This is a genomic window from Nocardioides asiaticus, from assembly GCF_040049175.1.
Classification (GTDB): Bacteria; Actinomycetota; Actinomycetes; order Propionibacteriales; family Nocardioidaceae; genus Nocardioides; species Nocardioides cheoyonin.
The window spans coordinates 648669-670342 of the sequence record NZ_JBDZDM010000001.1 but is presented as its reverse complement, the minus strand read 5'-3'; the positions used below and the strand labels follow the sequence as shown (position 1 = coordinate 670342).

Here is a 21674-nt window from a genome sequence, read left to right as displayed (position 1 = left end):
ACGGGCGGACTACGCGCGGCGGTCCCGAATCGTTGCGGCGGTCCGGGCGGATCTACCCTGAGGCCGTGCGTCAGCAGCCCGAGCAGCAAGCCCCGCCGGTCCAGCGGCTGCGGATCCGGTACGCGAAGCGCGGCAGGCTCCGGTTCACCAGCCACCGCGACTTCAGCCGGGCCTTCGAGCGGGCGGTCATGCGGGCGCGGCTGCCGGTGGCGTACTCCTCGGGGTTCAACCCGCACCCGCGGATCTCGTACGCCGGTGCGGCGCCGACAGGGGCGGCGAGCGAGGCGGAGTACCTCGAACTCGCCCTCCAGGAGAGGGTCGAGCCGGCCGCCGCGCGGGCGGCGCTGGACGAGGTCATGCCCGACGGGCTCGACCTGCTCGACGTCGTCGACACCTCCGAGGCGCCGAGCGGCGCGCTGGCGGACCTGCTCGAGGCGAGCAGCTGGATCATCGACCTGCCGACGCCCGTCCAGGAGGCGGCCGCCGCGGTCGAGGCGTTCCTCGCGGCACCGGAGATCCTCGTGGAGCGGATGACGAAGAAGGGGATACGGGAGTTCGACTGCCGCGCGGCCGTGCACACGCTGACCGCTGCTGCGCGCGACGGCGGATCGCGGCTCGAGCTCGTGCTGCGGCACGGCACCCCCGCCGTACGCCCCGACGACGTCGTCACCGGGCTGCAGAAGGTCGGCGGTCTGAAGGTCGGGCCGGAGCACGGCGGCCTCGCGCTGCTCACCCGACTCGCACAGGGGCCGTGGGACGCGTCCTCGGGGTCGATCGGCGACCCGCTGCACCGCGCCTCCTGACCGCCCTCGCGGCGCCGGATCCCGCCCTGCGAACGCGGGGATGCCACGCATCCGTGGGGTCGTGTGCGATACTCGCCACGGTTGGTCACAGCGGCTGGCACCCCGCCGGCACAGCGACCGATCCGACGACGTTCTCGCCGTCACGGGCCCTCCCGGGGGCGCCGGGGCGGCACAGTGGGAGACCACGGCGTCGCCAGACCGCGACGCGGCCCGGCAGGTCGGTGACAGCGACCCGCCCCGGTGAGATCCATCGGAAGCCAGCGACCGCGGCAGGCGACTCGGGTGTTCCAGTGACGCACCGCGGAGGGTGTCGCCGCCACTTGACAAGCTTTGCGCCACGGGCGCGGCCGCAGCTGCGGGCCGCCCGGGCCGATGACCGTCCGGCCGCCTTACCGGCGGCGGACCTAGGAGTACGGCATGGCCGACGAGACCACCGTCGACAGCTTCGGGCCGACCGACAACGATCCGGACAACCCGGAGAGCGGCCCCGCTGCCACGGAGGGGGCCGCCGAGGCCCCCGCGAAGAAGACCGCCGCGCGCAAGACCGCGGCCAAGAAGACCGCAGCCAAGAAGACGGCAGCGAAGAAGACCACCGCGAAGCGGACGACCAGGAAGGCCGCCGCGTCCGCTGACGAGGCCCTCCCCGGGGTCGGAGCGGACGCGGACGCGCCCGCCGCCGACCCCGCTGAGCCGGAGTCGGAGCAGGCCGAGGGGCCCACCGAGGCGGCGGAGACTCCGGCGAAGAAGACCGCCGCGCGCAAGACCGCGGCCAAGAAGACCGCAGCCAAGAAGACGGCAGCGAAGAAGACCACCGCCAAGAAGACCACCGCGAAGCGGACGACCAAGAAGGCGGCTGAGCCGGAGGAGGCCGGGCCGACCGAGTCGACCGTGGTCGAGCCCGACGGCGTCGAGACGCCCGAGACCGCCGAGCAGACCGGCCCCGTCGAGTCGACCGAGGCGACCCAGTCGCCCGAGGACGTCGCCGCGTCCGAGGAGGCGGCCGGCGCACCCGCCGTACTCTTCCAGGCCCCGGAGGCCAAGCCCGCCCGCAAGCGCCCCTCCCGCAAGAAGGCCGCGCCGGAGCCGGAGGAGCCCGCGGAAGAGCCCGCCGAGCCGACCACCGAGACGCTGGTCGAGCCCGGCGAGCGCCAGCGAGCCGGTGACGAGACCAGCACAGCAGCCGACGCAGGCGAGTCGGCCGAGGACAAGGCCGAGGAGGCCGGCGAGGGCGGCGGGGCCCGCCGTCGACGTCGCCGCGGCGGCCGCCGGCGCCGGAAGTCCGGCGGCGACAACGGCGACAACGGTGACAACGGCGACAACGGCGAGGCGGCGGCTACCGACGATACCGCCGAGACCGAGGAGACCGGCGAGGCCGGCGACACCGAAAGCGCCGCGGAGCAAGCGGGCGAGGAGCAGGGCGGTGGCAGCTCGCGTCGCCGTCGTCGCCGTCGCCGTGCCGGTGACTCCGACTCGGCCGACGACGACAACCCGCCGAACACCGTCACCAAGGTCCGCCAGACCCGCTCCGCCGAGGACCAGATCACGGCGCTGTCGGGGTCGACCCGGCTCGAGGCCAAGAAGCAGCGCCGCCGCGAGGGTCGCGAGGCGGGCCGCCGTCGCGCGCCGATCGTGAGCGAGGCGGAGTTCCTGGCCCGCCGCGAGTCGGTCGAGCGGGTCATGGTCATCCGCCAGCGTGACGACCTCACCCAGATCGCGGTGCTCGAGGACAAGGTGCTCGTGGAGCACTACGTCGCCCGCGAGTCGCAGACGTCGCTGATCGGCAACGTCTACCTCGGCAAGGTGCAGAACGTCCTTCCCTCCATGGAGGCGGCGTTCGTCGACATCGGGAAGGGCCGCAACGCCGTCCTGTACGCCGGCGAGGTCAACTGGGCCTCGCTCGGCTGGAAGGAGGGGCAGCCGCGCAAGATCGAGTCGGTCCTCACCACCGGCCAGAAGGTGCTCGTCCAGGTCACCAAGGACCCGATCGGCCACAAGGGCGCGCGACTGACCTCGCAGATCTCGCTGGCCGGCCGCTTCCTGGTCTACGTCCCGGACGGCACCACCAGCGGCATCTCCCGGAAGCTGCCCGACACCGAGCGCAGCCGCCTCAAGACGCTGCTCAAGGAGATCGTCCCGGACAGCGCCGGCGTCATCGTGCGTACGGCGGCCGAGGGCGCCGCCGAGGACGAGCTGACCCGCGACGTCGAGCGCCTCAAGGCCCGCTGGGAGGACATCGAGAAGAAGGCCAAGGGCAACGCGCCGCAGCTGCTCTACGGCGAGCCGGACCTGACGCTGAAGGTCGTCCGCGACCTGTTCACCGAGGACTTCACCCGACTGGTCATCCAGGGCGACGACGCCTGGGCGACGGTCCAGAACTACGTCTCGTACGTCGCACCCGACCTCGAGGAGCGCCTCGAGAAGTACGAGCCGCAGAACGGCTCCCACGCAGACGCCTTCGCGGCGTACCGCATCGACGAGCAGATCGCCAAGGGCCTCGACCGCAAGGTCTGGCTGCCGTCAGGCGGCTCGCTGATCATCGACCGCACCGAGGCGATGACGGTCATCGACGTCAACACCGGCAAGTTCACCGGGTCCGGCGGCAACCTCGAGGAGACCGTCACCAAGAACAACCTCGAGGCCGCGGAGGAGATCGTCCGACAGCTGCGGCTGCGTGACATCGGCGGCATCATCGTCGTCGACTTCATCGACATGGTGCTCGAGTCCAACCGCGACCTCGTGCTCCGCCGGCTCGTCGAGTGCCTCGGTCGCGACCGGACCCGCCATCAGGTCGCCGAGGTCACCTCCCTCGGCCTCGTGCAGATGACCCGGAAGCGGATCGGCACCGGCCTCCTCGAGGCCTTCTCCGAGACCTGCGAGGCCTGCGGCGGCCGCGGCCTGATCATCCACGACCACCCGGTCGAGTCCGGCAAGAGCAGCACCCCCGACGAGCCGCGCAGCCGTCGCCGCCGCAGCGGCCGCGGGAAGGGCAGCAAGGACGAGTCCGAGTCGAGTACCCCGGCCGAGACGCCCAAGACGCCCACGCCCGCCGAGTTCGCCGCCATGGCCCGCCATGCGGAGGAGAAGGCCGAGGCCGAAGCAGCGGCGGCCGCGCAGGCGCAGGCGCCGACCGCCGACGAGGCCGCCGTCACTCCACTCGAGCCCGTCGCCGTCGAGCAGACCGACACCGAGCCCGCCGAGCAGCCCGAGCCGCCCACGGAGCAGACCGAGCAGCCCGGCGAGCCGGCCGAGGAGACGCCAGCAGCCTCTGCTGAGTCGACCGAGCAGCCCGCCGAGACGCCGGTCGAGCCCGGCGAGCGCCAGCGAGCCGGTGCCGAGACCAACACAGTCACCATGGGTGAGGAGCAGCCCGAGCAGCAGCCCGAGCCCGAGCAGCCCGAGGAGGCCGCGAGGCCGAGGGTCGTGACGCGCACCCGCCGCCGGGCGGCGAACCGCCCGGCCGGCTCGCCCGAGCACACCAGCGACGTGCAGCCGGTGGTCGTGGAGGCGTCGCCGGTCGTCGTACCTTCCACCGCGCCGGTCGCCGCCCCCGAGCCGCCGAAGGTGATCACGCGCGAGCGCCGCGGCGCGAGCAGGCCCGCAGGAGCGACCGCGGCGCCCGAGGACGGCGAGTCCTCCGGCGGCGCGGTGATGGTCGAGACCGTCTCCGATGAGGGCGACTCGGACGAGTCCCACATCGAGCACGTCCCGGTCAAGAAGAAGGGGTCGCGCAAGCGCTGACCGCGTGGCTCCGCAGGGTCGCCGCGACGTTTTGCGGTGCTCGCGGGGCTCTGCGTACTATTGATCCTCGGCGCGCGAAGCGCGTCATCTCTGCGGCACCTGCTCGTTCGGATCCTCCGGTCTCACCGTTGGGTCACCAGGGCTGACCGGCGTGCGCAGACCACAGTTCTTGAGTTCCGATGCTGATGAAGGAGACCGCGGTGTACGCGATCGTGAAGGCTGGCAGCACCCAGCAGAAGGTTGCCGTCGGCGACGTCATCGAGATCGACCGCGTCAACGGCGAGGCCGGCTCCTCGGTCACCCTGCCGGTCGTGCTCCTGGTGGACGGCGAGAAGGTCACCTCGACCGGTCTCGACAAGGCCAGCGTGAGCGCCGAGGTCGTCGGCGGCACCAAGGGCCCGAAGATCGTCATCCAGAAGTACAAGAACAAGACCGGCTACAAGAAGCGCCAGGGTCACCGCCAGAAGTACACCCAGGTCAAGGTCACCGCGATCAACTCCTGATCCGGGGCGGCGGCCTGATCGCCCACGGCTCACTCACGACTGACTGAACAAGGACTGAAAGATGGCTCACAAGAAGGGTGCGGCGTCCACCAAGAACGGCCGCGACTCCAACTCCCAGCGCCTCGGCGTCAAGCGCTTCGGCGGCCAGCTCGTCAACGCCGGCGAGATCATCGTGCGCCAGCGCGGGACCCACTTCCACCCGGGCACCGGTGTGGGCCGCGGCGGCGACGACACGCTGTTCGCGCTCGAGGCCGGTGCGGTCGAGTTCGGCACGCGCCGCGGCCGCCGCGTCGTCAACATCGTCCCGTCGGAGTGACCTGACGCTCCTCACGCATCCCCAGCTTCACTCGAAGGGCGTCCCGGTGAGGGGCGCCCTTCGTCGTTCACCGGCGGTCGTACGCCGCCCGAACTCCCGAACCAAAACCGGTCACAACCCCCGAATCAACCGGTCCGAACCCCCGAATCAACCGGTCCGAACCCCCGATTCAACCGGCTAGCAGAGAGAATCGACCCATGGCTGTTCCCACGTTCGTCGACCGTGTGACGCTCCACGTGAGCGCCGGTCGGGGCGGCCACGGCGTCGCGTCGGTGCACCGGGAGAAGTTCAAGCCGCTGGGCGGTCCCGACGGCGGCAACGGCGGCCCCGGCGGGTCGGTGATCCTGCGGGTGGACCCGGACGTCACGACGCTCATCGACTACCACCACAGCCCCAAGCGCAGGGCCGGCAACGGCGGCCAGGGTGCGGGCGGGCTCCGCAACGGCGCCCACGGCGACGACCTCGTCCTGCCCGTCCCCGACGGCACCGTCGTCACCGACATGCAGGGCAACGTCCTCGCCGACCTGGTCGGCGCGGGCACCGAGCTCGTCGTCGCCGAGGGCGGCCGCGGCGGGCTCGGCAACGCCGCGCTGGCCAGCTCGAAGCGGAAGGCTCCCGGCTTCGCGCTGCTGGGGGAGCCCGGCGAGGAGCGCCAGATCGGCCTCGAGCTGAAGGTCGTCGCCGACGTCGGCCTGGTCGGCTTCCCGAGCGCCGGCAAGTCCTCCCTGATCGCCGCGATCTCGCGGGCCCGCCCGAAGATCGCCGACTACCCGTTCACGACGCTGGTGCCGAACCTCGGCGTCGTACGCGCCGGCGAGACGACCTTCACCGTCGCCGACGTCCCGGGCCTGATCGAGGGGGCGAGCGAGGGCCGCGGCCTCGGCCACGAGTTCCTGCGCCACATCGAGCGGTGCGCCGCGATCGTGCACGTCATCGACACGGCCTCGATCGAGCCCGGTCGCAACCCGGTCGACGACCTCGACGTCATCGAGAAGGAGCTCACCCGCCACGGGGGCCTCGACGACCGGCCGCGTCTGGTCGCGCTCAACAAGGTCGACGTGCCCGATGGCCGGGACATCGCCGAGATGACCCTCGAGGAGCTGCGCGACCGGGGCCTGCGGGTCTTCGAGGTCTCCGCGGCGTCCGGCGAGGGCACCCGCGAGCTGGTCTTCGCGATGGCCGAGATCGTCGCGGCGTCCCGCACCGAGAAGCCCGCCGTCGCGCCCACCCGGATCGTGCTGCGGCCCCAGACCGCCGACGGCGGCGCCGACTTCACCGTCAAGGTGACCAAGGACGGGTCGTACGTCGTCCGCGGCCCCAAGCCCGAGCGCTGGGTCCGGCAGACGGACTTCGCCAACGAGGAGGCGGTCGGCTACCTGGCCGACCGGCTCAACCGGCTCGGGGTCGAGGACCGGCTCGTCGAGCTCGGCGCTCAGGAGGGCGACACCGTCGTCATCGGCGAGGCGGAGAACTCCGTGGTCTTCGACTTCCGGCCCTCGGTCGAGGCGGGCGCGGAGATGCTCGGCCGCCGCGGCGAGGACCAGCGCTTCTACGAGGAGCGGCCCGCCGCCCAGCGCCGCCGCGCCATCCAGGAGGGCATGTCCGAGCGCGCCGAGGGCGAGGCGCGTGCCGACGTGGCGCGCCGGATCGACCGCGGGGGCCCGACGTCGTACGAGATCGGCTCGGAGGACGACCCGGACTGGCTGGAGGACGACCCGGGCGAGACCGACGGCGAGACCGACGGCGAGTCCTGATGGCGCGCTCGCAGGTCAGCGACGCGAAGCGCGTCGTCGTCAAGGTCGGCTCGTCCTCGCTGACCACGGCCGCGGGCGGGATCGACCCGGACCGGGTGAGCGCACTGGTCGACGTCCTCGCCGCGGCCCGCAGCCGCGGCGTGGAGGTCGTGCTGGTCTCCTCGGGCGCGATCGCCGCGGGACTGGCGCCGCTCGGCCTGAAGCGGCGCCCGCGCCAGCTCGCCGCCCAGCAGGCCTCGGCCTCGGTGGGGCAGGGGCTGCTGGTCCATCGCTACACCGAGGAGCTCGCCCGGCACGACATCATCGCGGGGCAGATCCTCCTGACCGTCGACGACGTGACCCGGCGATCGCACTACCGCAACGCCAACTCCACGTTCACGAAGCTGCTCGAGCTCGGTGTGCTGCCGATCGTCAACGAGAACGACACCGTCGCCACCTCCGAGATCAGGTTCGGCGACAACGACCGGCTGGCCGCCCTCGTCGCCCATCTCGTGCACGCGGATCTGCTGGTGCTGCTGAGCGATGTCGACGGGCTGTACGACGCCCCGCCCTCCGACCCGGCCGCGCGGTTGGTGCCCGAGGTCCGCGCCATGACGGAGCTCGCCGGCGTCACGATCGGCAAGAGCGGGCCGGCCGGGGTCGGCACCGGCGGGATGGCCACGAAGCTGGAGGCCGCCCGGATCGCGGTGGAGGCCGGCATCCCGGTCGTCCTCGCCTCCGCGGAGGACGCCGGTGCGGCCGTCGTCGGCGAGCCGGTCGGCACGCTCTTCCACGCGACCGGGCGGCGGCGTCCCTCCCGCCTGCTCTGGCTCGAGCACGCGACCGAGCCGATGGGCTCGGTCGCGCTCGACGCGGGGGCCGTCCGGGCGGTCGTCGACCGGCGCGCCTCGCTCCTCGCCGCGGGGGTGACCGGCGCGACCGGCACCTTCCACGCCGGCGACCCGATCGACCTGGTCGGCCCCGACGGCGTCGCCGTCGCGCGCGGCCTGGTCAACTTCGACGCCGAGGAGATCCCCCAGCTCGTCGGGCGGACCTCGTCGCAGCTCGAGCAGCAGCTCGGGCCTGCCTACGCCCGAGAGGTCGTCCACCGCGACGACATGGTCATCCTGTGAGTCGGGTCGGCGCCGTCGTCGCCTGGGTGGTCGGGGTCGTTCTCGGCGTACCCGCGGTCGCCATCACCCTCGCCCGGCTGAGCGGCGCCACCTGGAAGCCCGCCGTCGTCCTGCAGGCGGCGGCACCCCTCGCGCTCCTCGCGTACGCCGGCGTGCTGCTGCTCCTGGTCGCCGTCCGCCTCGCGGCGGGCCGTCGGCGCTGGCTGCCGCTCGCCGCGGTGCTCGCCGTGGCCGGTCTGGCCCTGCACGCGTGGTGGGAGGCGCCGCTGCTCACCGGCAGCACGCCCGAGGCCGCACCGGGCGGCGCCCGGCTCACGGTCATGACGAGCAACATCGAGCTCGGCGGCGGCGACGTGGCGGCCGTGGCCCGGCAGGCGCGCGAGCGCCATGCCGACGTGCTCGCGGTCGAGGAGGTCACCCCGGGCGCGCTGCGGCGGCTGGAGGCGACCGGGCTGCTCGACGAGCTGCGCTACCGCGCAGGCGAGCCGGGCTCCGGGGTCCACGGCACGATGGTCTTCTCGCGCACGCCGCTGACCGACGTACGCCGGATCCCCACCCGGATGGGCAGCTGGGCATTCACGGTCCGGGGCTGGCGGGTCGTCGCCGTACACCCGTCGTCGCCGGAGACCGACCACTGGGCCGCCGACCAGGGCGTGCTCCGCGACGCGGCCGCGCGCGAGCATCCCGACGTCATGCTCGGCGACTTCAACGCGACCCTGGACCACCGGCCGTTCCGGCAGATCCTCGGCACCGGTCTCGAGGACGCCGCGCGGCTCACCAACGCCGGCTGGCAGCCGACCTGGCCGGTCGGTGGGTTCGGCGGGTTCCCGCTGCCGCCGTACGCCGCGATCGACCACGTCCTGCTCGGTCACGACGTCACCGCGATCTCCACCGCCACCGTCACGATCCCGGACACCGACCACAAGGCGCTGGTCGCCGTTCTCGCCGCCCGCTGAGGGGCCGGTCGCTGCGGCCTCCCGGACAGCTCCGCTGAGCCGGCGTGGTGCGGGTGAACATCGCGCGAACAACCTGTCGGCGACCTTGTCGCCGCCGAAGGCGGGTGGGCACGGTTCCGGTGTGAACGCGGAGACTCTCGCCCTCGTCATCGTCGTGGTGACCGCTCTGGGATTCGACTTCACCAACGGGTTCCACGACACGGGCAACGCGATGGCGACCTCGATCGCCACCGGCGCCCTCAAGCCCAAGCTCGCGGTCGCCCTCTCGGCCGTGCTGAACCTCCTCGGGGCCTTCCTCTCCGTGGCCGTGGCCCTGACCGTCACCAACGCGGTCGTCCACGTGCAGCAGTCGGACGGGACCCCGGACCCGGCCCTCGTCTCGGACGGGGGCGACAAGCTGATGATGATCGTGCTCGCCGGGCTGGTCGGCGCGATCATCTGGAACCTCCTGACCTGGCTCTTCGGCCTGCCGTCCAGCTCGTCCCACGCCCTCTTCGGCGGCCTGATCGGCTCGACGATCGCGTCGCTCGGCTGGGACGGCGTCAACTGGGTCGGGGACGGCACGAAGCTCGACGGCGTCGTCGGGAAGGTCATCCTCCCGGCGGTGCTCTCGCCGATCGTGGCCGCGTTCGTCGCGGCGATCGGCACCTGGCTCGTCTACCGGATCGTCGTCGGCGTCGCGGCCAGGTTCACCTCCAACGGCTTCCGCTGGGGCCAGGTCGGCACTGCCTCGCTGGTGAGCCTGGCGCACGGCACCGGCGACGCGCAGAAGACCATGGGCGTCATCACGCTGGCCCTGATCGCGTCGGGACACTGGAGTCACACCGACTCGATCCCGTTCTGGGTCAAGCTCGTCTGCGCGCTGGCGATCGCGCTCGGCACCTACCTCGGCGGGTGGCGGGTGATCCGTACGCTCGGCAAGGGCCTCGTCGAGATCGAGTCCCCGCAGGGGATGTCGGCGGAGGCGTCCTCGGCGGCGGTCATCCTCGCCTCCAGCCACCTCGGCTTCGCGCTCTCCACGACCCACGTGGCCACCGGCTCGATCCTCGGCACCGGCCTCGGCAAGCCGGGCGCGGAGGTTCGCTGGGGCGTCGCCGGCCGGATGGTCGCCGGCTGGCTGCTGACCCTGCCGGCGGCCGCCGTCGTCGGCGGCTTCATGTGGGCGATCGGGCACGTGTGCGGTGAGACCGGCGGGCCGATCGTCGTGTTCGTCGTCCTGCTCGCGCTGTCCGGCTACATCTACCTGCGCTCCCGCAGGAACGCCGTCGGGGCGCACAATGTCAACGACGACTGGGAGGGCATGCCGACGACGGCGCCGCAGCCCGAGCTCGCCACCGGAGGTGTCGCATGATCCCACTCACCAGTGCGTTCAACGAGGACGTGAAGTTCACGCTCGAGGCGATCTGGAAGGTCCTCCTCGCCAGCCTCGTGCTCGGCGCCGGCCTCTCCGCGGTCTTCGCGCTGGGGATCCGCTCCCTGGCGTGGGGCGCCGGCGGCGACGCGGAGGTCAGGCACGCCCAGGGCAACCCCGCCGGCCGGGTCATCGCCGGCATCCTCTTCCTGCTGGTGGTGTACGGCGTGGTCGCCGGCCTGCTCTTCATCATCGCCAGCGGGCAGGGCAAGGAGCTCACCTTCTCCCACGTCATCCCGTGGATCCAGGAGAAGACCGACTGATGACCGGCAACGGCACGCCCAACGGCCCGGTCTCGCGGATCCTCGACTGGCTCCGCGCCGGCTACCCGTCCGGGATCCCCAAGACCGACTACGTCCCGCTCCTCGAGGTGCTCCACCGCAACCTGACCGAGGAGGAGATCGCGCAGTCCGCCGACCTCCTCGCGGCGGAGTCCACGGGCGAGCCGATCACGGCCGACGACATCCGCGCGATGGTCCGCGAGCACGTCTACGAGCAGTGCAGCGACGAGGACCTCATCCGGGTGTCCGTACGCCTCGCGGCGGCCGGCTGGCCGCTCGCCTCCGACGTCGCGAAGGTCGCCGGCTCGTGACCTCTCTCTGACCGCGACATGGAGCGCCCCGGGGACTCGGCCCGGGGCGCTTCGCACTCCCTCGGCGTACGCCGGCGGCTCAGTCGCCCACGGTCTCGATGCCGCGCTTGACGATGAGCGGGTCCGGCGTCCCGACGACCTCGTGGTCCTTCTCGTCGTACTCGTGCTGCCGGAGGAAGTGGCGCATCGCGTTGAGCCGGGCGCGCTTCTTGTCGTTGCTCTTGACCGTGGTCCACGGCGCCCACTCGGTGTCCGTACGCCGCAGCATCGCCTCCTTCGCGGCGGTGTAGTCGTCCCACCGGTCCAGCGACTGCACGTCGATGGGGGAGAGCTTCCACTGCCGGACCGGGTCGATCTGCCGGATGATGAACCGGGTCCGCTGCTCCGAGCGGGTGACCGAGAACCAGAACTTCGTGAGCGTGATGCCGCTCTCGACGAGCATCCGCTCGAACAGCGGGACCTGGGTCATGAACTGCTCGTACTGGTCAGGGGTCGCGAAGCCCATCACCCGCTCGACGCCGGCGCGGTTGTACCAGGACCGGTCGAAGAGGACCATCTCGCCGGCGGTCGGGAGGTGCTGGACGTAGCGCTGGAAGTACCACTGGTTCTGCTCGCGGTCGCTGGGCTTGGTGAGGGCGACGACGCGGGCGTACGGGGGTTCATGTGCTCCATGAACCGCTTGATCGTGCCGCCCTTGCCGGCCGCGTCGCGGCCCTCGAAGAGGATCACGTGGCGCCCGCCGGTCGCCTCGTTCCAACGCTGGAACTTCAGCAGCTCGACCTGGAGGAGGTACTTCTGCTCGTCGTACTCCTTGCGGTCGATGCGCTCGTCGTACGGGTAGTTCTCGCGCCAGGTGTCGACGGCGCGGCCGGTCGGGTCGATGAGCACCGGGTCGTCGTCGTGGTCCTCGCCGATGGTGTGGCCGTCGATGACGAGGTTGTCGATGTACGCGCGCAGATCCTGGGACATGGCCGCAGGCTAGGGAGCGCTGTTGAACGCCGGGTTACGCAGATGGCTCCGCCGGTTGAGTACGCGCGGTGCCGGGGCCGTACATTGGAGGTGCGATGACTGCCCGGACCGTCTACCTCGACCACGCCGCGACCACGCCGATGGTGCCCGCGGCGATCGAGGCCATGACGAGGGAGTTCGCCGAGGTCGGCAACGCCAGCTCGCTGCACGCCTCCGGGCGCCGGGCGCGCCGCGTCGTGGAGGAGTCGCGCGAGACGATCGCGGAGGCGGTCGGATGCCGGCCGGGCGAGGTGGTCTTCACCTCGGGCGGCACCGAGTCCGACAACCTCGCGCTCAAGGGGATCTTCTGGTCGCGCCGGTCCGCCGACCCGCGGCGTACGCGCATCCTGACCACGGGGGTCGAGCACCACGCCGTGCTCGACTCGCTCCACTGGCTGGAGGAGCGCGAGGGCGCGCAGGTCGAGCAGCTCCCGGTCGACCGGACCGGCCGGCTGCAGGTCGACGCGCTCCGTGACGCGATCGGGCGCGACCCCGACTCCGTCGCGCTGGTCTCGGTCATGTGGGCCAACAACGAGGTCGGCACCCTGCAGCCGGTGTCCGAGGTCGTCGAGGTCGCGCACGCGCACGGCGTCCCCGTCCACACCGACGCCGTCCAGGCGGTGGGCGCGGTGCCGGTCGACTTCGCCGCCAGCGGTGCAGATGCCCTCTCACTCACCGGCCACAAGCTCGGCGGCCCGGTGGGTGCCGGCGCCCTCGTCTGCCGCCGCGAGCTCGAGGTCACCGCGCTTGTCCACGGCGGCGGCCAGGAGCGGGACATCCGCAGCGGCACCAGCGCCACCCCGGCGATCGCCGGCTTCGCCGCGGCGGTCGAGCTGGCGGTGAAGCAGCAGCCCGAGTACGCCGTACGCGTCGGGGCGCTGCGGCAGCGGCTCGTCGACGGGGTTCTCCGCGCGGTGCCCGACGCCGTGCTCAACGGCGCCGCCCTCGAGCCCGTCGGCGCGCACCGGCTGCCCGGCAACGCCCACCTCTCCTTCCCGGGCTGCGAGGGCGACTCGCTCCTCATGCTGCTCGACGCCCGCGGGATCGAGTGCTCGACCGGGTCGGCCTGCTCGGCCGGCGTGCCGCAGGCCTCCCACGTGCTGATCGCGATGGGGCACGACGAGGCCACCGCCCGCAGCTCGCTGCGGTTCTCGCTCGGCCACAGCTCCACGGAGGGCGACGTCGACGCGCTCCTCGAGGCGATCGGGCCGTGCGTCGAGCGCGCCCGCGCCGCCGGGGTGGCCGCCCGATGAGAGAGTCCCCACGATGAGGGTCGTCGCCGCCATGTCCGGTGGCGTCGACTCGGCCGTCGCCGCCGCCCGGGCCAAGGACGCCGGCCACGACGTGACGGGCGTTCATCTCGCGCTGTCGCGCAACCCGGCGTCGTACCGATCGGGCGCCCGCGGCTGCTGCACGATCGAGGACGCCAACGACGCCCGCCGCGCCGCCGACGTCATCGGCATCCCGTTCTACGTCTGGGACCTCTCCGACCGCTTCCACGAGGACGTCGTGGAGGACTTCATGGACGAGTACGCCGCCGGCCGCACTCCGAACCCCTGCCTGCGGTGCAACGAGAGGATCAAGTTCGCCGCGGTGCTCGACCGGGCGCTCGCGCTCGGGTTCGATGCGGTGGCCACCGGCCACTACGCCACCCTCCGCGAGGGCGACGACGGGCTGGTCGAGCTGCACCGCGCCGTCGACGGGGCGAAGGACCAGTCCTACGTGCTCGGCGTGCTCGACCAGGGGCAGCTGCGGCACTCGCTCTTCCCGCTCGGCGACACCCCCAAGCCGCAGGTGCGGGCCGAGGCCGCCGAGCGCGGTCTGCTGGTGGCCGACAAGCCCGACAGCCACGACATCTGCTTCGTCGCCGACGGCGACAACGCCGGCTGGCTGCGGGAGAAGCTCGGCGACCGGGCGCCGAACTCCGGTGGCGCGATCCTCGACGAGGCAGGCGTGGAGCTCGGACGTCACGACGGCACGTACGCGTTCACGATCGGGCAGCGCAAGGGGCTGCGGCTCGGGCGGCCCGCGCCGGACGGCCGCCCGCGGTTCGTGCTCGACATCGAGCCGGTCTCGGGCACGGTGACCGTCGGACCGCGCGAGCACCTCGCCGTCGACGGGTTGACCGGGATCCGGCCGCGCTGGTGCGGCTCGGTGCCCGATGTGCTGGAGGGCACCGTGCAGCTGCGCGCCCACGGGGAGGAGCACCGCGCCCGGGTCGCCGTCGTCGGCGACGCCGTGGACATCGAGCTGCTCGATCCGGCCTACGGCATCGCGCCCGGGCAGGCGGCGGTCATCTACGACGGCAGCCGGGTCGTCGGCTCGGCGACGATCTCGGCCACCCGCCGGGTGCAGGCGGCGTGAGTCTCGCGACAGGGGTCGGGTCGCTCCCCGGTGAGTCGTACGCCGAGGCGGTCCGCGTGGTGCTCGGCGAGCTGCCCGATCTGCCGCACGTGCCGGAGCTGCCCGCGCGCGGGGCAGTGGCGACGATGACCGGGCGCGCGCTGGCCGTCGTCGAGGGCCTCGACGCCGACCTGCAGCCCGCCGGGTGGAGGCTGACCGGCTCGTCCGGGTCGCCCGGCGTCGACCACCGCCGCGCGCGCTCGCTGCTCGCCCAGGACCTCGACACGGTCGAGGAGCTGACCCAGGGCTACGAGGGCCCGTTCAAGCTGCAGGTCGCCGGCCCGTGGACCCTCGCCGCCACCGTCGAGCGCCCGCGGGGAGACAAGATCCTCGCCGACTACGGAGCCCGTCGCGAGCTGGCCCAGGCACTCGCCGAGGGGGTCCGCGCCCACCTGCGCGACGTACGCCGCCGCGTACCGGGCGCCACCCGGCTCGTCGTACAGCTGGACGAGCCGGCACTCCCGGCCGTACTCGACGGCAAGGTCCCGACCGCCTCGGGCTACGGCCGGCACCGCTCCGTCGAGCCGCCCGAGGCGTCGCAGGCGCTCGGCTGGGTCCTCGAGGCGATCGCGGCGGAGGGCGCGGAGCCGTGGGTGCACTCGTGCGCGGCCGGTACGCCGCTCGGGCTGCTCCGCGGAGCCCTTCGAGACGCCGGCTCGTCCCTCGCCGGCTCCTCAGGAACCACGGGGGCGAGGGGGCTCTCGGTCGACCTCGGGATGGTGGACGCCGCCGGCACCGAGCAGCTTGCCGAGGCTCTCGAAGCCGGTGAGACCGTCGCGCTCGGCGTCGTACCCTCCCTCGAGCCGGACGAGGCGATGTCCGACAAGGCGGTCACCGAGCGGGTCCTGCGCTGGCTCGACCTCGTCGGCCTCGACGCCGAGGAGGTCGCCGACCGGCTCGTCGTCACCCCTGCGTGCGGCCTCGCCGGAGCGACCACCACCTGGGCCCGTGAGGCCCTCCGGCTGGCGCGTACGGCGGCCGCCAACCTCGGTTGAATCGGGGATTGCGGCACGTCGAGTCGGGGGTTCGAACCCGTCGAGTCGGGGATTCGGGCCACCGCCCGGAACCACAACCCCCGAATCGACAGGTCAGAACTCCCGATTCGACCGGTCAGAACCCCGGATTCGACGTTCGTGGGGGAGGGCTGTCGGATACCGGGAGGGCTGGCACACCCACCGACGAAGGAGGTACTGCCGTGTCCCACCTGACGGGCAAGAGGATCGCGATCATCGCGGGCGACTACTTCGAGGAGCCCGAGCTGCTCGTGCCGCGCGACAAGCTGCGCGAGGCGGGCGCCGAGGTGAAGGTCTACAGCGCCGACGGGCAGCCGATCCAGGCGACCCAGGGCGATGTGAACCCGACCCAGAAGGTGGACGTCGACGGGACCCTCGACGACGTCGACCCGGGCGCCATCGACGCCCTGGTGGTGCCGGGCGGGTCGGTCAACGCCGACCACCTCCGGATGGACGCCAAGGCGCAGCAGCTGCTGCAGCAGGTCGACGAGGCGGGCAAGCCGCTCGCCATCATCTGCCACGGTCCGTGGCTGCTGGTCTCGGCCGGCCGCGCCAAGGGCCGCCGGGTGACCAGCTGGCCGAGCCTCGCCGACGACCTGCGCAACGCGGGCGCCGAGTGGACCGACGAGGAGGTCGTCGTCGACGGCAACCTCATCACCAGCCGCAAGCCCGACGACCTGCCGGCCTTCGTGGGCGCCATCGAGAACGCGCTCGCCGGCGCCACCGTCTGAGGCCCACACGCAGAACGTGGCCGCTCCCGCATGGGGAGCGGCCACGTCCGCGTCAGGGGTACGCCGGCGGCGTACTCCCCTCCTCAGTCGGCCGGCACCGCGTCGGGTCCGCCCAGGGACGCGGGCACGGCCTCGCTGCCGTCGTGCCGCGGCTCGGGAAGCGCGGCCTCCGGCCCGTCGGTGGCGAGCTCGGTGTGCTTGACGTTGAGCAGCAGCCAGATGAGCGCCGAGGCGGCGAGCATCATGATCGAGCCCACCTCGAAGGCGTGGGTCGCGCCCTCGGTGAAGCTGGCCTGGAAGACCGAGCCGTCGAGGTAGCTCGTGGTGCCGCCCGGGATCGTCGACGACGGGTCGACGCCGGCGTTCTGGATCCCGGAGGCGAGCGCCGGGGCGACCTCGGCGCCGCGCTGGTTGATGAAGTGCAGCGCCACCGTGCTGAGGGTCGCGAGCCCGAGGGCGCCGCCGACCTGCTGCATGGTGTTGAGCACGCCCGAGCCGATCCCGGAGTCCTCCGCCCGCACGTGGTGGACGGCGGTCAGGGTCAGCGACACGAAGGTCGCGCCCATGCCGATCGCCATGGTGACCACGAACGGGAAGATGTTGGTCCAGTAGTTCAGCCCGTCACCGGCCGTCTCGCCCTTGACCAGGTGCGAGAGCACGCCGGCCGGGGAGTCGTCGATCGACACCCGCGAGAACATGAACAGCGAGAACGCCGCCAGCAGGGTGCCGAAGCCGGCGAACCACCGCGGGTCGATCCGCGAGACCAGGTTGGAGGTCACGGTCGCGCCGATGACGATCCCGAACGAGAACGGCAGGAACGCGAAGCCGGCGTGCAGCGGGCTGTAGCCGACGATCTGCTGGATGAACAGGCTCAGGTAGTAGAACATCGCGAACATCGCCGCCGGAGCGAGCATCATCGTCGCGAAGCTCACCGCGCGGGTGCGGCTGGCGAAGATCCTGATCGGCAGGAGCGGGTGCTCCACGCGGGACTCGATCACGGCGAACGTCACCAGCAGCAGCGCGCCGGCGGCCAGCGCGCCGATGGTCTGGCCGGAGCCCCAGCCGTAGGCCGCCTCTCCGGCCCGGTTGAGGCCGAAGACGATGCCCATCAGCCCGAGGGTGCCGGTGATGGCGCCCGGGATGTCGAGCCAGCCGGTGTGCCGCTGGGACTCGCTGAGGAACCGCGGCGCGAGCGCGGCGGCCACGAGACCGATCGGGACGTTGATCAGGAAGGTCAGCCGCCATCCGTCGATGGAGGCGCCGAAGACGCTGTCGAGGCCGGTGAGCCAGCCGCCGAGGATCAGCCCGACGGCGGCGCCGGCACCGGACATCGCCGCGTAGACGGCGAACGCCCGGTTGCGGGCCGGGCCCGCGGGGAACGTCGTGGTGATGAGCGCGAGCGCGGCCGGCGAGGCCATCGCCGCACCGAAGCCCTGGAGGCCCCGCGCGGCGAGGAGCAGGCCCTCGTTCTGGGCCAGGCCGCCCGCCAGCGAGGCGATCGCGAACACGGTCAGGCCGGCCATGAAGATCCGGCGCCGGCCGTAGAGGTCGCCCAGCCGTCCACCGAGCAGCAGCAGCCCGCCGAAGGCGAGCGCGTAGCCGGTCACGATCCAGGTCAGGTCGGCCTGGCTGATGTGGAGGTCGGCCCCGATGTAGGGAAGGGCGATGTTGGCGATGGTCGCGTCGAGCACGACCATCAGCTGGGCGACATTGATCAGCACGAGCGCCCAGCCGAGGTGACGGGAGCGTCCGCCTGAGGTGTCGGGCGGGGTCGCCGCCGCTTGGTTGGTGGTCATGGAGTGGTCCCCCTGGTTGTTACTTTGCTGAGGTCTGGGTGGGTCGTGTGGCCGACGTCCGAGTCGATGCTCGGCCCGACGACTTGGCGTCGGGTGTGGCCTTGGTGGTGGACGACTTGGACGACTTGGACGCCGGCGTACGCCGCGGTGCGGCCGCGACCGCCGGCAGGACGACCTCGTCGACTACGCGGGCGATGAGGTCCTGGGTCGGGGCGTCGCCCAGCAGGAACATGCGGTGCAGGACGATCCCGGGCAGGGCCGGGGCGATGACGTCGAGGTCGGCGTCGGGGCTGACCTCGCCGCGCGCGATCGCCCGCTCGAAGATCTGCCGGCTGACCATGACCTTCGGCTCGATGAAGTCGCGGCGGAACGCCTCCGCGAACTCCTCGTCACGGGAGATCGCCGTGATGACGCTGCCGAGGATCCCGATCTGGCGGGAGTCGGTCAGACCGCCCATCCCGCAGAACGTGCCGAGCAGGTCTTCCCGGAGACTGCCCGTGTCGGCCGGCACGAGCGGCTCCTTGTCGACGAGCAGGGCGTCGATGACGAGGTTGGCCTTGCTCTTCCAGCGGCGGTAGAGCGTCGCCTTCGAGACCCGGGCCCGCGTCGCGACGGCATCCATCGTGAGCCGGTCGTAGCCGGCCTCCGCGAGGACGTCGAGGGTCGTGGTCAGGATCTCCAGCTCGCGGTCGCCCTCGACGCGCGGGCGGATGCAGCCTCGCATCGCGCTCGGTCGGATCATCATGGGTCGGCCTCCGGGTTGAGGATGAAACGAAACGGTTTCGTTTCATCGCCTACAAGACATTACGAGCGCGATCCATTCCCGCCAAGGGATTTTTGTCATGACCCGGAGACTGTCTCCGGCAGGCGGGCGGCGCACGGACCGGCGTACGTCCTCGTCGTCGCGACCAGCGTCTCGCGGCAGCCGGACAGGATCGGTCCGCTATCCGTCCCGTCGGGGCTGGAGGCCGCGGGCGCGTAGCGCGGCCTGCGTCCGGTCGCGCACCTGGAGCTTCGCGAGGAGCGAGGAGACGTGGTTCTGCACGGTCTTGAGGCTGATGCCGAGCTCGTGGGCGATCTCGGGGTTGCTACGACCGCCCGCGACGAGCGCCAGCACCTGCGACTCCCGCTCGGTCAGCGCGCCGACGCGTCGGTCGGCAGTGAGGTAGCGCCGGGCGGCGCCCGCCCCGAGGACCGCGCCGCCTGCGGCGACCGTCCGCACCGCCGCAAGCACTTCCTCCTGCGCGGCCCCCTTGAGCAGGTAGCCGCGGGCACCGACCTGCATGGCGGCGGCCACGGCATCGTCGTCGTCGACCATCGTGAGCACGAGGACCGCCGGCGCCGGGTCGAGTCGGGCGATCCGGCGGATGGCCTCGAGGCCGGGCAGCCCGGGCATGCTGAGGTCCATGAGGACGACGTCGGGACGGAGCTCGGCGCTCCGGCGTACGGCCGTCTCGCCGTCGCCCGCCGAGCCGACCACCTCGACCTCGTCGACGGTCGCGAGCAGGCCGGTCAGCCCGTCGCGGAAGAGCGGGTGGTCGTCGACGACCAGGACGGTGATCATCGGCCCCGGCCGCCGATCGGGAGACGTGCGCTGACCCGGGTGCCGTGGCCCCCGTCGGCGGTCAGCGTGAACGCGCCCCCGATCTCCTCGGCCCGCGCTCTCATGCTTCCCAGCCCCACGCCGTCGGCGCGCGGTCGGAGCCGGCCGCACCCGTCGTCGGCGACGGACAGCTCGAGATCACCGCGACGAAGGGAGAGGTGTACGTCGGCGCGAGTCGCGTCGGCATGTCGTACGACGTTGGTGAGCGCCTCCTGGGCGATCCGGTACGCCGCCACCTCGACGGCCGCAGGCAGGCGGGGAAGGTCGTCACCGGCGACCGAGACGCGCAGTGCGGTGCCGTCGGCGAGACGGTCGGCCAGCTGATGGATCGCCTCGAGGAGGCCCAGGTCGTCGAGGGCGGTCGGCCGCAGGCCCTCGACGAGACGGCGTACGTCGGCAACTGCGTCCTGGATCCCGGCACGCAGGCCGAGCAGGCCGGTGTCCGCGGCGGGGTCACGGAGGATGTTGCGGAGCGTGTCGACCCGGAGGGTGAGCCCCGCCAGGGCCGGTCCGAGGCCGTCGTGGAGGTCGCGGCGGAGTCGACGACGCTCCTCCTCGCGGGCGAGCACCAGGCGCTCCTGCGCGGCGCGGACCGAGCCGAGGAGACCATGGGCGTGCACGACCGCGCCGAGCTGGGCGGCCAGATCCACGAGCAGGGCACGGTCGGTCTCCCTGAGCGGCCGTCTCGTCCATCGCAGCAACCCGACGCAGGCGCCGTACGCGGTCAGGGGGAGCTCCTCCACCTCGCCGGCGCCGGTTCCGGCGGCGGCCAGGACGCCGCCGGCGTCGTCGACCACCTCGACCCGGCCGAGGCGCAGATCGCCGGCCAGGTCGCCGGCCAGGGACTGCAGGAGCGACGGCACGTCGGCGGCGTCGGCGAGTCGGCGGCCGGTGCGGGCGAGGACCTCGCCCGGCTGCGACCACTGGCCGTAGGTGATCCGGTTGGCGGCGCGCTGGAGGATGTCGCGCAGGGGCGCGAAGCTGGCGGCGACCACCCCTGCGGCGAGCCACGGAAGCCAGGGAGCGCCGCGCTGCCGGAGGGCCGCGCCCACGCCGCCGACGGTCACCGCATAGAGAGCGGCGATCGCGAGGCACAGGGCGGCGTACGTCAGCGAGCGGTTGACGGCGAGGGGAAGGTCGTAGAGGCGACGCTGCAGCACCGCGACACCGATGGCGACGGGGAGCGGGAGCGAGGCGACGCCGAAGAGCCAGGGATCGGCGGCGTCCGCGAAGCTCGCCCCGAGTGCCAGCAGCGGAGGCAGGAAGGCCAGGCCGAAGATCACCGTCTGCTGCCGGTCGAGAGGACCACCGGCCCGGAACCGCTGGGCGAGGCAGGCCACGGCCAGTCCGACGGCGACGACGCCGAGGAGCAGGCTCAGCCCCCCGAGAGCGTCGACCGCCCGGCCGAGCGCTCCCGGCGCGCCGATCGGGCTGTCGACCTCCTCGACCCGGGTGTCGGTGAGCCGAGGGGAGAAGAGCGCCACGGCGGAGGACGCGGCGAGCGTGGCCACCGCGACCCGGGTCGCGGCCCGATGCAGACGCGTGGGTGAGGCCGGCCGATCAGGGAAGCGCAGCGGCAGCCAGACGACGGCGACCACCCACGGGAGGCCACGCAGGGTGCTGCCGAGGACCGAGCCGAGCGCCGCCAGCCGGTCGTCGGGACGGCTCGCCAGCGTGTGGTACGACATGGCGACCAGCGCCTCGCCGACGCCCCACATCGGGGGCAGCACGATGGCGATCCGGCCGATCGGGTGCGCGGGCCGGTGGACGAGGATGAGGAGGCCGACGGCGGCGTACGCCACGGGAACGGTCGCGAACGCGGCCTCGTTCCACCGGGCTGCTCCCGGGGGCGAGGCCGCGATCGCGACCGCCTCGCCGGCGACCCCGAGCGCGGCGGCCAGGGCGGCGACAGCCCGCTGCACGTGCTCAGCGTGG

The 21674-nt window shown here is 72.7% G+C and carries 17 protein-coding genes and 2 pseudogenes; 14 read left to right on the top strand and 5 right to left on the bottom strand.

The genetic code is table 11. The features are described 5' to 3' along the window. Positions 1 to 65 precede the first annotated feature (65 nt). The 10 genes and pseudogenes from ABLE53_RS03210 (at position 66) to ABLE53_RS03165 (ending at position 11185) form a co-directional block, all read left to right on the top strand. Positions 66 to 803 (top strand): TIGR03936 family radical SAM-associated protein, encoded by a 738-nt coding sequence (locus ABLE53_RS03210; protein WP_348857170.1) that lies wholly within the window; start codon positions 66 to 68, stop codon positions 801 to 803. Between the two features lie 417 nt (positions 804 to 1220). Further along, positions 1221 to 3809, top strand: a pseudogene (locus ABLE53_RS03205) (Rne/Rng family ribonuclease); the annotation flags it as partial. A 932-nt stretch (positions 3810 to 4741) separates the two neighbouring features. After that, positions 4742 to 5044, top strand: a complete 303-nt coding sequence (gene rplU / locus ABLE53_RS03200; RefSeq protein ID WP_348857762.1) for a 50S ribosomal protein L21 — start codon at positions 4742 to 4744, stop codon at positions 5042 to 5044. Positions 5045 to 5105: 61 nt separating this feature from the next. Then, positions 5106 to 5360, top strand: a complete 255-nt coding sequence (gene rpmA, locus ABLE53_RS03195) for a 50S ribosomal protein L27 (RefSeq protein WP_348857166.1) — start codon at positions 5106 to 5108, stop codon at positions 5358 to 5360. Between the two features lie 197 nt (positions 5361 to 5557). Next, positions 5558 to 7114 carry a GTPase ObgE gene (gene obgE, locus ABLE53_RS03190; protein ID WP_348857164.1) on the top strand — a complete coding sequence of 519 codons (1557 nt, stop codon included), beginning with the start codon at positions 5558 to 5560 and terminating at the stop codon, positions 7112 to 7114. Further along, the gene (gene proB / locus ABLE53_RS03185; RefSeq protein ID WP_348857162.1) at positions 7114 to 8226 is read left to right on the top strand and encodes a glutamate 5-kinase; all 1113 of its coding nucleotides are present in this window, start codon (positions 7114 to 7116) and stop codon (positions 8224 to 8226) included. Before obgE ends, proB begins: the two co-directional genes overlap by 1 nt. Continuing rightward, the gene (locus tag ABLE53_RS03180) at positions 8223 to 9182 is read left to right on the top strand and encodes an endonuclease/exonuclease/phosphatase family protein (protein WP_348857161.1); all 960 of its coding nucleotides are present in this window, start codon (positions 8223 to 8225) and stop codon (positions 9180 to 9182) included. The genes proB and ABLE53_RS03180 overlap by 4 nt, the downstream gene beginning before the upstream one ends. Positions 9183 to 9303: 121 nt before the next feature. Further along, on the top strand, positions 9304 to 10533 hold the full coding sequence (locus ABLE53_RS03175) for an inorganic phosphate transporter (protein ID WP_348857160.1): 1230 nt from the start codon (positions 9304 to 9306) through the stop codon (positions 10531 to 10533). Then, on the top strand, positions 10530 to 10856 hold the full coding sequence (locus tag ABLE53_RS03170) for a hypothetical protein (RefSeq protein ID WP_348857159.1): 327 nt from the start codon (positions 10530 to 10532) through the stop codon (positions 10854 to 10856). The genes ABLE53_RS03175 and ABLE53_RS03170 overlap by 4 nt, the downstream gene beginning before the upstream one ends. Then, positions 10856 to 11185 carry a DUF3349 domain-containing protein gene (locus ABLE53_RS03165; protein ID WP_348857158.1) on the top strand — a complete coding sequence of 110 codons (330 nt, stop codon included), beginning with the start codon at positions 10856 to 10858 and terminating at the stop codon, positions 11183 to 11185. Before ABLE53_RS03170 ends, ABLE53_RS03165 begins: the two co-directional genes overlap by 1 nt. A gap of 79 nt (positions 11186 to 11264) precedes the next feature. Here the strand turns inward: ABLE53_RS03165 and ppk2 are convergent. Beyond that, a pseudogene (gene ppk2, locus ABLE53_RS03160) lies at positions 11265 to 12154 on the bottom strand (polyphosphate kinase 2). Positions 12155 to 12249: 95 nt separating this feature from the next. On the opposite strand from ppk2, the gene ABLE53_RS03155 reads away from it, so the two are divergent. The 4 genes from ABLE53_RS03155 to ABLE53_RS03140 all read left to right on the top strand — a co-directional run bounded on the left by ABLE53_RS03155 (position 12250) and on the right by ABLE53_RS03140 (position 16340). Then, on the top strand, positions 12250 to 13446 hold the full coding sequence (locus ABLE53_RS03155; protein WP_348857157.1) for a cysteine desulfurase family protein: 1197 nt from the start codon (positions 12250 to 12252) through the stop codon (positions 13444 to 13446). A gap of 13 nt (positions 13447 to 13459) precedes the next feature. After that, on the top strand, positions 13460 to 14557 hold the full coding sequence (mnmA, locus tag ABLE53_RS03150; protein WP_348857156.1) for a tRNA 2-thiouridine(34) synthase MnmA: 1098 nt from the start codon (positions 13460 to 13462) through the stop codon (positions 14555 to 14557). Continuing rightward, entirely contained in the window at positions 14554 to 15591 is a 1038-nt protein-coding gene (locus ABLE53_RS03145; RefSeq protein WP_348857155.1) for a uroporphyrinogen decarboxylase/cobalamine-independent methonine synthase family protein, read from the top strand. Before mnmA ends, ABLE53_RS03145 begins: the two co-directional genes overlap by 4 nt. A 200-nt stretch (positions 15592 to 15791) precedes the next feature. Beyond that, on the top strand, positions 15792 to 16340 hold the full coding sequence (locus ABLE53_RS03140) for a type 1 glutamine amidotransferase domain-containing protein (RefSeq protein ID WP_348857154.1): 549 nt from the start codon (positions 15792 to 15794) through the stop codon (positions 16338 to 16340). Between the two features lie 83 nt (positions 16341 to 16423). Here the strand turns inward: ABLE53_RS03140 and ABLE53_RS03135 are convergent, their stop codons facing one another. From ABLE53_RS03135 to ABLE53_RS03120, 4 genes are all read right to left on the bottom strand, one after another. After that, positions 16424 to 18136, bottom strand: a complete 1713-nt coding sequence (locus tag ABLE53_RS03135) for an MFS transporter (RefSeq protein WP_348857152.1) — start codon at positions 18134 to 18136, stop codon at positions 16424 to 16426. Between the two features lie 19 nt (positions 18137 to 18155). Next, positions 18156 to 18881 (bottom strand): TetR/AcrR family transcriptional regulator, encoded by a 726-nt coding sequence (locus ABLE53_RS03130; protein WP_348857151.1) that lies wholly within the window; start codon positions 18879 to 18881, stop codon positions 18156 to 18158. A 198-nt stretch (positions 18882 to 19079) separates the two neighbouring features. Then, positions 19080 to 19700 carry a response regulator transcription factor gene (locus tag ABLE53_RS03125; RefSeq protein WP_348857150.1) on the bottom strand — a complete coding sequence of 207 codons (621 nt, stop codon included), beginning with the start codon at positions 19698 to 19700 and terminating at the stop codon, positions 19080 to 19082. Then, a complete protein-coding gene (locus tag ABLE53_RS03120; RefSeq protein ID WP_348857149.1) occupies positions 19697 to 21661 on the bottom strand; it encodes a histidine kinase in 1965 nt (654 codons plus the stop codon). The genes ABLE53_RS03125 and ABLE53_RS03120 overlap by 4 nt, the downstream gene beginning before the upstream one ends. Between the last annotated feature and the right edge of the window lie 13 nt (positions 21662 to 21674).

Coding starts and splice junctions, on each gene's coding strand:
- ABLE53_RS03125 (WP_348857150.1), bottom strand. CDS start 19,700: ATGATCACCGTCCTGGTCGTCGACGACCACCCGCTCTTCCGCGACGGG.
- ABLE53_RS03165 (WP_348857158.1), top strand. CDS start 10,856: ATGACCGGCAACGGCACGCCCAACGGCCCGGTCTCGCGGATCCTCGAC.
- ABLE53_RS03155 (WP_348857157.1), top strand. CDS start 12,250: ATGACTGCCCGGACCGTCTACCTCGACCACGCCGCGACCACGCCGATG.
- ABLE53_RS03135 (WP_348857152.1), bottom strand. CDS start 18,136: ATGACCACCAACCAAGCGGCGGCGACCCCGCCCGACACCTCAGGCGGA.
- ABLE53_RS03170 (WP_348857159.1), top strand. CDS start 10,530: ATGATCCCACTCACCAGTGCGTTCAACGAGGACGTGAAGTTCACGCTC.
- obgE (WP_348857164.1), top strand. CDS start 5,558: ATGGCTGTTCCCACGTTCGTCGACCGTGTGACGCTCCACGTGAGCGCC.
- proB (WP_348857162.1), top strand. CDS start 7,114: ATGGCGCGCTCGCAGGTCAGCGACGCGAAGCGCGTCGTCGTCAAGGTC.
- mnmA (WP_348857156.1), top strand. CDS start 13,460: ATGAGGGTCGTCGCCGCCATGTCCGGTGGCGTCGACTCGGCCGTCGCC.
- ABLE53_RS03130 (WP_348857151.1), bottom strand. CDS start 18,881: ATGATGATCCGACCGAGCGCGATGCGAGGCTGCATCCGCCCGCGCGTC.
- rpmA (WP_348857166.1), top strand. CDS start 5,106: ATGGCTCACAAGAAGGGTGCGGCGTCCACCAAGAACGGCCGCGACTCC.